Annotated in this window: 10 protein-coding genes; 5 read left to right on the top strand and 5 right to left on the bottom strand. The window is 47.4% G+C overall.

Annotated features, from left to right (window positions below):
• The first annotated feature begins 43 nt into the window (after positions 1-43).
• Together SO_RS21035 and SO_RS21030 are read left to right on the top strand one after the other, a co-directional pair.
• Positions 44-898 carry a DMT family transporter gene (locus SO_RS21035; RefSeq protein ID WP_011074144.1) on the top strand — a complete coding sequence of 285 codons (855 nt, stop codon included), beginning with the start codon at positions 44-46 and terminating at the stop codon, positions 896-898.
• On the top strand, positions 899-1,855 hold the full coding sequence (locus SO_RS21030; protein ID WP_011074143.1) for a LysR family transcriptional regulator: 957 nt from the start codon (positions 899-901) through the stop codon (positions 1,853-1,855).
• Here the strand turns inward: SO_RS21030 and SO_RS21025 are convergent.
• Both SO_RS21025 and SO_RS21020 read right to left on the bottom strand, forming a co-directional pair.
• Positions 1,820-2,689, bottom strand: coding sequence for a patatin-like phospholipase family protein (locus SO_RS21025; protein ID WP_011074142.1), 870 nt, complete (start codon positions 2,687-2,689; stop codon positions 1,820-1,822). The genes SO_RS21030 and SO_RS21025 overlap by 36 nt on opposite strands.
• A gap of 81 nt (positions 2,690-2,770) precedes the next feature.
• Positions 2,771-3,748: a LysR family transcriptional regulator gene (locus SO_RS21020; protein WP_011074141.1), complete on the bottom strand. Its 978-nt coding sequence runs from the start codon at positions 3,746-3,748 to the stop codon at positions 2,771-2,773.
• 122 nt (positions 3,749-3,870) lie between these two features.
• Between SO_RS21020 and SO_RS21015 the strand changes: the two genes are divergently transcribed.
• Positions 3,871-5,862, top strand: a complete 1,992-nt coding sequence (locus SO_RS21015) for a ligand-gated channel protein (protein WP_011074140.1) — start codon at positions 3,871-3,873, stop codon at positions 5,860-5,862.
• A gap of 53 nt (positions 5,863-5,915) precedes the next feature.
• On the opposite strand, the gene SO_RS21010 is transcribed toward SO_RS21015, so the two are convergent.
• From SO_RS21010 to SO_RS21000, 3 genes are all read right to left on the bottom strand, one after another.
• On the bottom strand, positions 5,916-6,857 hold the full coding sequence (locus SO_RS21010) for a DUF4424 domain-containing protein (RefSeq protein ID WP_011074139.1): 942 nt from the start codon (positions 6,855-6,857) through the stop codon (positions 5,916-5,918).
• A gap of 30 nt (positions 6,858-6,887) precedes the next feature.
• On the bottom strand, positions 6,888-7,121 hold the full coding sequence (locus SO_RS21005) for a Rad51 domain protein (RefSeq protein WP_011074138.1): 234 nt from the start codon (positions 7,119-7,121) through the stop codon (positions 6,888-6,890).
• A gap of 117 nt (positions 7,122-7,238) precedes the next feature.
• The gene (locus SO_RS21000; RefSeq protein ID WP_011074137.1) at positions 7,239-8,576 is read right to left on the bottom strand and encodes a coproporphyrinogen III oxidase family protein; all 1,338 of its coding nucleotides are present in this window, start codon (positions 8,574-8,576) and stop codon (positions 7,239-7,241) included.
• Positions 8,577-8,940: 364 nt separating this feature from the next.
• Between SO_RS21000 and SO_RS20995 the strand changes: the two genes are divergently transcribed.
• Together SO_RS20995 and SO_RS20990 are read left to right on the top strand one after the other, a co-directional pair.
• Positions 8,941-9,867 (top strand): bile acid:sodium symporter family protein, encoded by a 927-nt coding sequence (locus tag SO_RS20995; RefSeq protein WP_011074136.1) that lies wholly within the window; start codon positions 8,941-8,943, stop codon positions 9,865-9,867.
• Between the two features lie 835 nt (positions 9,868-10,702).
• A complete protein-coding gene (locus tag SO_RS20990; protein ID WP_011074135.1) occupies positions 10,703-12,760 on the top strand; it encodes a TonB-dependent receptor in 2,058 nt (685 codons plus the stop codon).
• Positions 12,761-12,833: the final 73 nt, after the last annotated feature.

Raw genomic sequence — 12,833 nt, 5'->3', positions numbered from 1 at the left:
AAATAATATATCTCAACATCAAGATACTTTTTAAGAAGTCATTATGCCGTTTGTGATTGCGTTACTCGCCCCGGTGTTTTGGGGGACCACTTATGCACTGGTGAGTCTTTACTTACAGGATATGTCGCCCTACTGGGTGGCGGTTTGGCGTGCGTTGCCAGCGGGGGTTTTACTGCTGATGCTGCGCCCGCGTTTGCCGACGCTGGCGTGGTCTAAATTAAGTTTGCTGGCGTTTTGTAATATTGGCGCCTTCTTTACGCTGCTGTTTATCGGTGCCTATCGGCTACCCGGCGCTGTGGCGGGCACGCTGGGAGCGACGTTGCCATTAATCTTTTTGATCCTCGCTTGGTTGATTGATAAAAAACGTCCGGGGATGAAGTGGCTGCTGCTCGGTTTGATGGGGCTAGGTGGGGTGATCTTACTGCTAAATCCATCTGCTGATCTCGACCCGATTGGGGTCTTGTGTATGTTGAGTGCGACGACTTTAATTGCTTTTTCTTCCCGCTGGATGCAGCGCTGGGATGTGGGTGACTTTTTAGTGCTTACCGCATGGCAATTACTTTTGGGAGGACTGATGTTGATCCCGCTGGCGTGGTTAATGGCGGGGCCGCCACAGATACCGAGTATGGATGTGGTTCCCTCGTTAATCTGGTTGGCTACCGCCAATACCGCAGTGGCTTATTGGGCTTGGCTCTGGTCAATGCGAAATTTAGGACCAGAAATCATGGGCATGGTCGCTTTAGTCAATCCCGTGGTTGCCGTATCATTAGGCGTATTGATTGTGGGTGAAACCTTAGATATGCGCCAGTGGGCAGGGATTTTAGTGATTTTACTATCGCTACTGCTGATGAAGTTGCCGCAAAAATTGAGGTGGAATCCCTTAAAAGCGAGGGGCTAGATGCTAAAACACTTAGACTTAAACTTACTGCCGGTACTAGAAATTCTCCTCGAGGAGCAGAGCGTCACGGCCGCGGCGGCGCGACTGCATTTAAGTCAGTCGGCGGTGAGCAAGCAATTGACTCGCCTGCGGGAAGTGTTTGATGACCCCTTATTCGAGCGTACCGCTTACGGGCTAAAGCCGACGCCCAAGGCGCTGTCGCTGGCGCCCGACTTACGCCAATGCTTACAGCAATTGGCGCAATTTACTCGGCCCGATAGTTTTGAGCCCGCCTTAAGCCAAAGGCAATTTCGAATGCATTTGGTCGAAACCACCTATTCGCTGACCTTTCCGTATTTTATGCCCTCATTGCTCGTCCAAGCGCCCTGGGTGAGTCTCAATTGCCAAACCTGGCGGCTCGATACCATGGACAGACTCCTGCGCTGCGATATCGACTTGGCTATTGGCTGCCGCGAATGGGATGAACGCTCACCCATGCATGTTAACCATATTCCGGACGATCTCCACTATGTTGAATTAGTGCAGGATTATACGGTTTGCCTGATGCGCCGCGACCATCCTGCATTAGCGCAGGAATGGGATCTCGACACCTTTTTAAGTTATCGCCAGTTGCAGGTAGCCTTTGGCGGTTTAGAGCATTGGTTGTTAGATGATGTGCTGCAAATGCAAGGGCGGAAACGGGATATTGCGGTGAATATGACCGACTTCCAGAGTGCGCTGGCCCTGTGTGAGCAAAGCGATTTAATTCTTTGCGCGCCGTCCCGTTATGCTTTAGCGGTGATGAAGTCGTTTGATCTTAAGTATTTACCACCGCCGATTAAGCTGATCCCCGGTGCATATCTGCTGATGTGGCATAAGCATTTTGAACACGACCTTAGCCATAAATGGTTACGAGAACTGATTATCGGCAAAGTCCATGCCTCACTGCCTAACATTAGTGCTAAGCCAAGCCTGTAACTTGGGCAGAATCGCCTGTCCATCGGCCAACCCTTGATGGTACACGGCGGTGACTTTATCGATATTGCGGTCAAGTCGCGAGAGATTAAGTGGCGCAGCAGGGCGGATCACAAAGGTATTGCCGCTGGCAACACTTTGCGCCAATTCATCAAGGGAGTGATTATAGCGTTGGTGGCGTACCTTGAGCGCAGCGGCCACTGTGGGGTATGTTTGATAACGCTTGCGAGCTAACCAGTTGAACTTCATCGGCGATTTTCGATAGTTTGCATCTTGAGTCAGGATCACCACCTGGCGTTTATAGCCATCTTGCTGCGCCTGAGCCATCGGTATGGGGTCGGCAATACCACCATCAAGATAAGTTTGATGATTAATTCGGTAGGGGTTTGCTATAAATGGCAGGCTAGAAGAGGCGATAAGTACATCGAGTAGCTTGTCGTGATCTTGAAAATCGGCCATGCCAAAGTAATCTGTTTGCCCTGTATTACAGTCAAATGCCCCGACCTTAAACTCAGTACCGCTGCTTAAAAAGGTTTTAAAATCAAAAGGCAGTAACTCATAGGCCATGCGCTTATAGGTAAAGTCGGTATTGACATAATTCACCGTGGCCAACCAGTGGCGCAGCCCCATGTAGCGTTTATCTTGTAGGTATTGCTGCTGGATCGTTAAATTGCGACCAAACTGGCGCGATACATAGGAAGCGGGATAAATCGCCCCCGCCGATACGCCAATCACATAGGGAAAATACAGTTGCTGCTGCAAAAAGGCATCTAACACGCCAGCGGTATAAATTGCTCTCAGGCCGCCGCCCTCTAATACTAAGGCCACATTTTGCATTGCGTTACTACTGTTTAGCCAATGGATAGCGCAGCATACTCCAGCTCGATATAGAAATAAAACCCGTGCTTGATGAGCGAGTTAAACGGGTATGGCTAATCCATAGATGAATTTTGGTGCTAGCTCGGAGGTGCTGGGTGGAGCAAGTGGCTGAGTTGAGCTCGGGCTAAAATCGATTTGGCTAAAATATTGGCTAAGGGCTGCAATGGCTTCTTTCACTTTGGCGGGTTGTTTGTCCCGCGCCGATGTTACGCTGTAAACACTGTAAGTGCGTAGTGACCACTCGGGTAAGAGTGTCACCAGCTGTCCCGATGCAAGATATTGATGCACTTCGGGTTCTGGCAACACGGCAAACCCCAATCCATCAAGCGTAAGTTGAATCAAAGTTTGCATATTGTTCACGCTGATACGCTGCGCCGAGAGCTCGACTCGCTCTTGAGTCTGTGAATGGGTTAAGAACTCGGGCTTAGCATAGCTGTGGCTGATGCGATTGAACGCTTGTAACTCGCCAGGGTGTTGCAGGATCTGATGCTGCGGAATATAGCTCGGGGCGGCACACAGCAGCATGCGCCAATCGGCCAAGGGGCGGGCGATGAGGTTTGAATCTGAGAGGGGGCCGATGCAAATCGCCAGATCGATTCCTTCATTTACTATATCGATCGGACCGTCCTGCAACTGCAGATTGAGGCTGATCTGTGGGTGAGCGGCTAATAAATTGGCGAGCGGTTGGCTGAGTAAACCACTGCCAAAACCTACAGGTGCGGCGATTTTAAGCTCCCCCGAGGGTGTACCCTTTAACGCATTGAGCTTGTGTTCACCACTCTCAACTATTTTTATGATTTTTATGCAATTTTCATAAAATAAATGCCCCGCCTCCGTGAGCGTCAGATGGCGAGTATTACGGTGAAATAGACTAATTCCCATGTCCATTTCAAGCTTCGCAACTTGCTGGCTCACCGCCGATGAGCTGAGATTTAATTGCTGCGCCGCAGCACTCATCGAGCCTTTTTCCGCAATGGTGGCAAACACGATCATGCCCTTGACCATATTTCTATTCATTCTTAAGCAACTCTTACAAGTGATTACTCAAAGTCTAACTTGAGCTGATTGTAACATAGGGATACATTCCGGTATTGAAAATTATTATCATTTAGAAAGCTGTTAAGGGAGACTCGTTGGTTATGTTGTTACGTCGTAAAAAGATCCTCGCACAGGTGGTTTCTGCTGCATTGTTACTGCCCGCAACTTACGCATTTGCAGAGGCCGCGCCTGATAAAGACAAGATAATGGAAAGGATTGTCGTTACTGCGTCAGGGTTTGAGCAGCAAGTACGTGACGCGCCCGCCTCTATCAGCGTGATCACCCGTGAGGATCTCGATACGCGTTTTTACCGTGATTTAACCGACGCCATGTTAGCAGTGCCCGGTGTGGTGGTGACTGGTGGCGCAGACCGTCGGGACATTAGTCTGCGGGGCATGGGCAGCCAATACACGCTGATTTTAGTCGATGGTAAGCGCCAGTCTTCCCGCGAGACACGTACCAACAGTGATGGCCCTGGCGTTGAAGGCGCGTGGACGCCGCCGCTCGCGGCAATCGATAGGATTGAAATTGTCCGTGGCCCCATGTCATCGCTTTATGGCTCTGACGCCATTGGTGGGGTGATCAACATTATCACTCGCAAAGTCCCCAATGAGTGGCAGGGGGAATTGCGCCTCGACACCACTTTGCAGGAGAAGTCGGTCTCGGGCAATGTCTATCAAGGCAACTTTTTTGTGAACGGTGGATTGATTAAAGATCTGCTCGGCGTGCAGTTATACGGCCAATATACCCAACGTGAAGAAGATAATATCTACGGCGGTTACCGAGGTCGCGATGCGGATAATCTCACCGCCAGATTTGCCCTCACGCCTAACCAAGACCATGACATTATGTTGGAAGTCGGCACCGCCAACCAAGAACTGGACAGCACTTTGGGGAAAACCGTTGCGCCATTGGCACCGGGTGCCAGTTGTGGCCGCGGTGGCTGCCCCGCATCGTCGACCACCGAGTATGAAAACAGCACGATTTCGCTATCGCATACTGGGCGTTGGGACTTTGGCACTTCGGATACTTATATCAAGCACGAAGTGTACGATAACAAATCCCGTAAGATGAAAATCAAAAATACCGATGCTCAAACCAGTGTGATTGCCACCTTAGGTGAAAGTCATACGGCAACCTTTGGTGCTGCCTTCAATTATCAAGATTTAACCGATGAAACCGGCAATCAGGTTAGTGATTTACAAGATATTAGCCGCCGTCAGTGGTCGGTATTCTCAGAGGATGAATGGCGTATCGTCGATGATTTTGCCTTAACCTTAGGGCTGCGGTTAGATGATGATGAAAACTTTGGCGAGCATCTTAGCCCACGGATTTATGGTGTTTGGGGGCTGACCGGCAGCACCACCTTGAAAGGGGGGATATCGACGGGTTTTAGGGCGCCGAGTTTAAGGCAAACCGTGCCTGATTGGGGGCAAGTAAGCCGCGGTGGCAATATGTACGGTAATCCAGATTTGCAACCTGAAACCTCAGTGAACTATGAGCTAGGCATTTACACCGATCTCACCGACTCCATCACCACCAGTGCTGGCGTGTTCTATAACGAGTTTAAGGACAAGATCACCCGGGTTGCTTGTCCTGCAACCCAATGTACTGACGGGCCAAACCAGTTTGGATCCGATCCGACGACCTATGTGAATATCGATGAGGCGGTCACCCAAGGGGTTGAGCTGAGTATCGACTATAAGATCCTGAGTAACTTAGCCCTAACAGGTAACTACACTTACACGGATTCAGAGCAAAAGACGGGTGCCTACAAAGGGAGTCCATTGAATCAGTTACCTAAGCATTTAATACAATTGTCGGTTAACTATGAGCCGATAGATAACTTAAATACTTGGCTGCGGGTCAATTACCGTGGCGAAGAGAGCCAACCGACCACAGGTCCTTCTTCGCGTAGTTTGATTGCGCCGTCCTATACGCTGTTAGATTTAGGGGCCAACTATCGCGTAAATGACAGCATTAAGTTCAGCGCGGGTATTTATAACGCTTTCGATAAGGAAATCACTCAAGAAGAATATGGCTACATCGAAGATGGCCGCCGTTACTGGTTAGGTATGACTTATAGTTTTTAATTTAAAAACAGTGATTTATAAATAAGCCAGCACCTAGCTGGCTTCTTTTTTGATTATTCAAAATTCGGTTTACGAATAAACAGGATGCTGAGATCCTGCGTTGGCGTGAACTGTTTTTGCTGGAATTCAAAGGTGAGTGGATCGGTTTTTTTAAGCTCGCCATCAAAACACAGGCTAATGAGATCAGTGGGCTGGGATTTTTTAATAGTGAGTTTGAAGTCCTTAATCGCCCCTTGCCAGTTATTGGCCGTGACCAAAATATAGCTAAGGTGGCTCCATTCCACGCCATATTCAACATCTTCGCCGTCTTGTTTGACAACGAGATTACGCTTCCGAATACCTTGCTTGGCGCTTTCATCTAAACAGGCCAGTTCAGTGTAAGTATCGATAATACTATTGGCGGTATCGGGGATGCCCGTTGAGAGGCTCGGCGTATAACTGTGGCTGATGGAGACAGATTGGCCCGCGGGAAAGGTTTGTTCCCACACAAAGTAATCGCTTAGGGTAAAGGCGATTTGTTGGTCCTCATCCAACCATTGCTGGGGGAGCGCGGGTTTGCCCTCGGGGACTTCGGCATATTCGGCAAAGTAAGCGACTTCATCTATCCCCCAACCAAGCTGTTTCAGCTCGGCTGAAATATCGGTTTTATCGGCAAGTTGGGCGACGAGCCTATGCTGAGTTGGCTGGGTTTTGCCATTCACTTTAAGGGTGAAGTTATCAATGCTGCTGTGATCGGCGGAGCCAAAAAACATCGGTGGCATGGGGAAGGCGATGGGGACGATAAGATCCTGCGAACTGGTATTGGTAAACACGTAATCGACCCTGACTTCGGCCTCGCTGATAAAGAGTGACTCTTTATCCATACTGATATGCGGCTGATATTTAAGGGTGATTGAACCATTGGCATCACCGAAACTGCTGTCGTTGGCAAAGGCCGATGTGCTAAATAGCAGCGCGGTTATACTGTAAGCTAAGATGCGAAAATAAGATGGCATAAATATCTCAACGAATTAGAAATAATAAGATTACTGGCGGCGGGCAAGTTCAATGGCCGCGGCAATAGCATTGCGTGCCTGCGGGCTATTTTTCCAGCAAGTGGTGCGCAACATGCTAGCGACGAGGTTGGCAATATCCTCGACCTCATGCTCGGCTAACTGGGCGAGTGAGGTGATACCAATTTCTTCAAAGCGTTTAATTACGGTAGGGCCAACGCCCTTCACGGCCAGTAGTGCTTGTCTTTCTTGATCAGTAAAACCCATAACGAATACTCCTTTATTACTGGGTTGGTCACTAATGCGAATTAACTGAGGCAAGAGTAGCGCGAAATCACCTTAACAAAAAGGCCCATAAAGGGCCTTTAGTGGTTTAACGTATGCTTACATATCGCAGGGTTTGAGCGGTTTACGCAATTGAGCGCGCACGTTATCCATACCAGCGTAGAACTCTTTCATCATTAATAAACCCATCATCTTACCGTTATCTGTGATGATCAGATTATCGGGATCCGTTGGGTCGTTCTTGATGGCGCCAATCAGCTTCATCGAAGTCATTTCTTTAAACAGCGCGGTGTCTAAGTTTACGCCAAAGGTTTCGCGGAAGTATTTGCGCGACAGACGACCGGAGAACATACCCAGCAGGAAGCGATATTGCATCACATCTTTTTTGTTGTAGTTCTTCTGTTGCTCGACGCCCATCTTACCAGCGGCGATCCGCTCTTGGTATTTACGCAGGGAGAAGGTGTTGACGTATAAGGTATCATTCAAAAAGCTAAATGAACCTGAACCGACCCCTAAATACTCATCGTAGTCGATCACATATTCATCAAAACCTTCGTCATTCGCCTTACCAAATGCCCATGCAGATAACTGATTATATTGACCATTTAAGCTATTTAAGATTTGGCGATATTGGTTGGCCATATCCGCCTGTGGTGCTGCCAGTTTACCTTTAACACTCTTACGCGTTTGGTGAGTAATCATCAGTGGGTAGGTGGTGATCTGTCTTGGGTCGAGGCGCGAGGCCATGTCTAAGTCGTGCTGGATCACTTCATCGGTCTGACCGCGGAAGCCAAAAATTAGGTCGACGTTGATAATGGGGAACAGCTCTTTAGCCGCCATGATCTTGTCGAAGGTTTGCTGACCTGTGCCGAATTTTTCGAGGCGGTCGGTCATTTTTAAAATATCGTCATTAAAGCTCTGTACGCCGATAGACATGCGATCCACTAAACCCTTGAGTTGTTTAAAACCTGGGCTGTCTAAATGCTGTGGATCTGACTCGCAGGAAACCTCTTTAATGCTGGGGAATAAGGTTTTAGCGTGTTCAATGGTGCGGGCGAGCTCGTCCTCTAATACCGTGGTGGTACCGCCACCAATGTACATAGATTCAAAGTCATAGCCGAGGGCCTTGACCATTTCCATCTCTTTACGTAATGAGATGAAGTAAGCACGCGCCTTGTCTTCCTTAAACATGAAACGGTGGAAGGTACAGTAAGAGCACAAGGTATGGCAGAAGGGCACATGGGCATAAAGCATGTACTTTTTACCTTCGACCGGGGCAGGCATGATGTCAGCGGAGAGTGTATCAAGGCGAAGATTCTTATCGACATAATACTGCATGACTCGTTCCATCGAGCTGAGCATCCAGTTAGGGACAGTAATATTTGCTTGATAAGGCGTTGCGATCGCGCCGTTGAGCGTTTGAATAACAGAAGACATAACGATTCCTATCTGAGAGTGCTAACCGTAAACACCGAAATTGCTTTAGGTAATTCACGACCACCTAGCGCAATTAGACTACCTCGAATGGAGTAAATAAAACGTGAACTGGTTATAAGTTACGGTTTCCTAACAAGGAAATCACTAGTTTTTTGTTAAGCAGATCATGTTTTAGTGATTGCAGATGCATGCCTGCTGAGGTTTTTAAGCGCTTCTAATTGAATTTGGGCGATTAACTTATGCAGCTTAATCGAAAGGCTGAAATTTGAACGAAGGTGTTTTTAACCTGTGGATGCTTTGGCTTGTATAGCGGGAGTCTGGCTGTCATTATCCCTGTGGTTATGGCTTTAAAAAAGGATTTCCCGTGGTAAATGTCAACCGCCTGTTTCCGCTGTTTGCCCTGCTCGGGGCGGTAACGGCGTATCTCATGCCAGCTTGGTTTGTCGTATTTAAAAACAGCATAGTACCGCTGCTGGTGGTCATTATGTTATCCATGGGCTTGACCTTAGATTTACAAGATTTTGCAAATGCATTCAAGCAGAAGCGTGCTGTTATCACGGGCTTAATTTTGCAATTTACCCTGATGCCCTTAAGCGCCCTCGCGATCAGTTTGCTCTTAGGGCTCGATAGGGAACTGACTATCGGCATGGTGCTGGTGGGGAGCGTAGCGGGCGGTACGGCATCGAACGTAATTTGCTATTTGGCTAAGGGCGATGTCGCCTTATCTATCACGATGACGGCGCTATCCACTTTAGCGGGTGTAGTGCTCACTCCTTTGATTATTCAGCTCTTAATCGGTGAGATGGTCGCTATTCCGTTGATGGATATGTTACTCAGTCTCGTCAAAATCGTGCTTATCCCTGTGACTGTCGGTGTGGTATTGAATCACTTCTTTAAACCGCAGGTGGCTAAACTTTCTCCCGCGTTACCGCTGATTTCGATCGTGGCGATTGTTATGGCAATTAGCATCATTGTGGCCTTAAATGCGGGGCAATTTGCCCAGGTGGGGCCAGTGATTTTACTCGCGGTATTTTTACATAATGGCCTAGGGCTCACCTTGGGCTATTTATGCTGTCGCTTGCTCGGCTTTAGTCACACTGTGTGTAAAACCATTTCGATTGAGGTAGGGCTGCAAAACTCTGGTCTCGCGACCGCTCTGTGTATCAAGTTTTTTAGCCCCATCAGTGCGATACCCAGTGCAATTTTTTCGATTTGGCATAATCTCTCAGGCGCCATGCTGGCAGGATATTGGGCGAGCCGAGTGCAGAAACAGACAGAGGCATTGGAGTAATTCCTGTAATGGCAGCGCTCGATTTATGTATTGATAAGGCGAGAGTTACTGAGGGAAGATTTTTGCTCTGACTAGGGGAAACTTTGGTATCTATTGCGTTTTACCTCGGACGAACAAGCAGAATATCAACTGCATTCAAAAAGATTTGTACCTGCGGAGTAGCCCAGTGTTGGTAATGAATTTACGACTGGCTATTTGCTTCACGACTATCACTTCATTCAGTAAGCATGTGATCGAAATCCTTATCGCCAATACAGGGCAAAACTATGGCCACTAGGCGCTTAATTTGCCGTTATATAAATCCCCCCACGATACAGGTAATAGGCTGATTGATATAAAGAAAGACGCAATTCGAAATTGGTGACTATTAGAGGGAGGAATTCCGACCATTAGTACTAACCAGCCTAATATGGATGCAATTGCTAAAAATAAATTGCTTATCGATAGTGAGAGGTTGCCAATAATGTTCCCGATGAACACTCCTATCGCTAGGTACATCAATTTTGCTTTTGAAATATCACTCATGGTTTCCGTATTTCCACTAAGCCTCCAATTAGCAACTTAGAATATAGGCAGTAGCAGAAGAAAGCTATTGGATGACGGCTTCAGTCTTAGTCACCGAATATTTGTAGAAATAAGGCTATTGTGACTGACTTATCTTATTAACATTTAAAGTGTTTTCCTCTTCAATGCCTAATGTATTTGCGCAATATCACAAAGTCATCTTTTGAATGTAAATGATATTGGTTATCAATTGCGATTAAGGTTGTTTTAATATAGATTGTCGGCATTTTTAGTTAACACCTTTTTATCAATGAGTGCCGTCGAGGTTTTTATGAAATGCAAGGCGTTTAAGAAAAGTACAATTGCCGCAATAGTTTCGAGTTTACTGATATCTTCCGCTTATGCCGCTGCGGATGCTGAGTCTTCAGAACCGATTGAAAGAATTACTGTTTATGGTGAGAAGATTGAGCGTAGCCTGAAGGATACGACGTCATCAATTTCTGTGATCGACAAGGAAACCCTCGATAGTGGTCAATATCAATCCACCTCCAGTGCCTTATCTGAGGTGCCCAATGTGGTAGTGCTATCAGGTTCTGTGCCCGATATTCGGGGTGTTTCAGGTAATGGCTCGGCCTCCGGATTTAACTCTTTCACCGGTGGGGCTCGTGCGCGGGTATCAACCTTAGTCGATGGTGTGGCTGAGCCCTTTGTTGCTGATCTCTCCGGTGATACCGGGTTGTGGGATATTCAACAAATTGAGGTGTTCCGTGGCCCGCAATCGACCATCAATGGTCGTAACAGCATTGGCGGTACGGTATTTATTAAAACCGAAGATCCGACCTTCGATTGGCAGGGCGCGGCTCGCGTTGGTTATCGCGATCAAGATAACTTTATCGATAGTGCGGTGATGCTCTCAGGCCCGATCCTCGATGATGAATTGGCATTTAGGGTGAGTGGCCAAAATGTGACGGGCGAAACCTACAATAAAGGTTTGGAATACCCGACAAATCCCGCCACATTTGATCAAAATGAACTCATTACCAATCGCTGGCGCGGCAAATTTTTGTGGCAGCCGAGTGCGATTGAAGATCTGAAAGTACTCTATAGCTTGTCATACAATGATGAGAAAGGTGACTCAGGACGTAACTACTTTACCGGTGATGATCCTTGGGCCTACAAGCCGATTTTCCAGCGCTATATCGAAACTAAATCTACGACTCACTCTGTAAAAGTGGATTATGAGCTTGGAGAAGGGCAAGCCTTCGATCTGATTGTCGCCTACATGGATTATAACTGGGGCTTTGAATCCTATGAGGCCCTTGCCACAGCTCAGCAATATGTGGATATGAAGGACAAGAGCTATACCGTGGATGGTAAATATAGCTTTGGTCTTAAGGATAAGGATTTTAACGGTTTTGTGGGATTAGCCTATTTTAAGCGTAGCCAAGATTTTGGTAGCACTGGTAGCTCAATCTATAGCGGTGATGATAGTACTAAGTCCGCCTCCGTTTATGGTGAGGTCACCTATGGGCTCGCCGACTCACTCTGGATTACTGTCGGTGGCCGAGTGATGCGTGAGGAGCAATTACGTAACTTCACTATGCTCTATCAAGGCAGTCAACTGCTAGAAAAACTCGATGACGCCAATACCGTTACCCTGCCGAAGTTGGTTCTGCAATACGCGCTGAATGATAATACCACCTTAGCGGCCAGTGTTCGTCGTGGTTATAACTCAGGCGGTGGCGCGCTGTCTTTGGTGGAAAGCGAGTATTACTACTACGATGAGGAGTTTGTTAATACCTATGAACTGAGTAGCCGTAGCGCATTTGCCAATGGCGATGTGAACTTAAGTGCCAACCTCTTCTACAACGATTTTGATGGTTATCAAGCGTCTAATAGCGCACGTAAAATTACCAATATCGATAAAGCGGTCAGCTACGGGGTTGAGGCCGAATTCAGCGCCATGTTAACGGAAAACTGGCAGTTTATTTCGGGCGTAGGGTTACTCGATAGTGAAATCAAACAAGCCGATCCTAGCTATGGCGACATTATCGGTAATCAGTTGAACTCGGCGCCGCACGTTACAGCCAATGCTGGCTTGAAATACTGGCTGAGTGACGCGTTCTCATTCGGTTTTGCCGGCCATTATGTTGGTGAGTATTTTGCGGATATCAATAATACCGAATCTAGAGTGGCGGGTGATTATGTGGTTGCGCGTGTAAGCCTTGATTATCAAACGGATAGTTGGAGAGTCAGTGGCTTTGTGAATAACTTATTTGATGAACAAGCAATGACAGTCAATGAACCCGCAAGCCGCAGTTATCCCGACGGTTATGCCGCGATTATTGACCCAAGAAATATTGGTGTATCTGCGATGTATCGCTTCTAAGCAGTTGGTTTACTGAGCACTCAAAATCTACACCCATAAAAAAACCTCCACAGTTTGCTGTGGAGGTTTTGTT

It is taken from the genome of Shewanella oneidensis MR-1 (assembly GCF_000146165.2).
Classification (GTDB): Bacteria; Pseudomonadota; Gammaproteobacteria; order Enterobacterales; family Shewanellaceae; genus Shewanella; species Shewanella oneidensis.
Note: the sequence above shows the minus strand (reverse complement) of the source record. Positions and strands in the feature narration are given on the sequence as shown.

What these genes read in the sequence shown, in the direction of transcription:
- SO_RS21030 (WP_011074143.1), top strand. Translation starts at nt 899, where the DNA reads ATGCTAAAACACTTAGACTTAAACTTACTGCCGGTACTAGAAATTCTC.
- SO_RS21015 (WP_011074140.1), top strand. Translation starts at nt 3,871, where the DNA reads ATGTTGTTACGTCGTAAAAAGATCCTCGCACAGGTGGTTTCTGCTGCA.
- SO_RS20990 (WP_011074135.1), top strand. Translation starts at nt 10,703, where the DNA reads ATGAAATGCAAGGCGTTTAAGAAAAGTACAATTGCCGCAATAGTTTCG.
- SO_RS21025 (WP_011074142.1), bottom strand. Translation starts at nt 2,689, where the DNA reads ATGCAAAATGTGGCCTTAGTATTAGAGGGCGGCGGCCTGAGAGCAATT.
- SO_RS21000 (WP_011074137.1), bottom strand. Translation starts at nt 8,576, where the DNA reads ATGTCTTCTGTTATTCAAACGCTCAACGGCGCGATCGCAACGCCTTAT.
- SO_RS21035 (WP_011074144.1), top strand. Translation starts at nt 44, where the DNA reads ATGCCGTTTGTGATTGCGTTACTCGCCCCGGTGTTTTGGGGGACCACT.
- SO_RS21020 (WP_011074141.1), bottom strand. Translation starts at nt 3,748, where the DNA reads ATGAATAGAAATATGGTCAAGGGCATGATCGTGTTTGCCACCATTGCG.
- SO_RS21005 (WP_011074138.1), bottom strand. Translation starts at nt 7,121, where the DNA reads ATGGGTTTTACTGATCAAGAAAGACAAGCACTACTGGCCGTGAAGGGC.
- SO_RS21010 (WP_011074139.1), bottom strand. Translation starts at nt 6,857, where the DNA reads ATGCCATCTTATTTTCGCATCTTAGCTTACAGTATAACCGCGCTGCTA.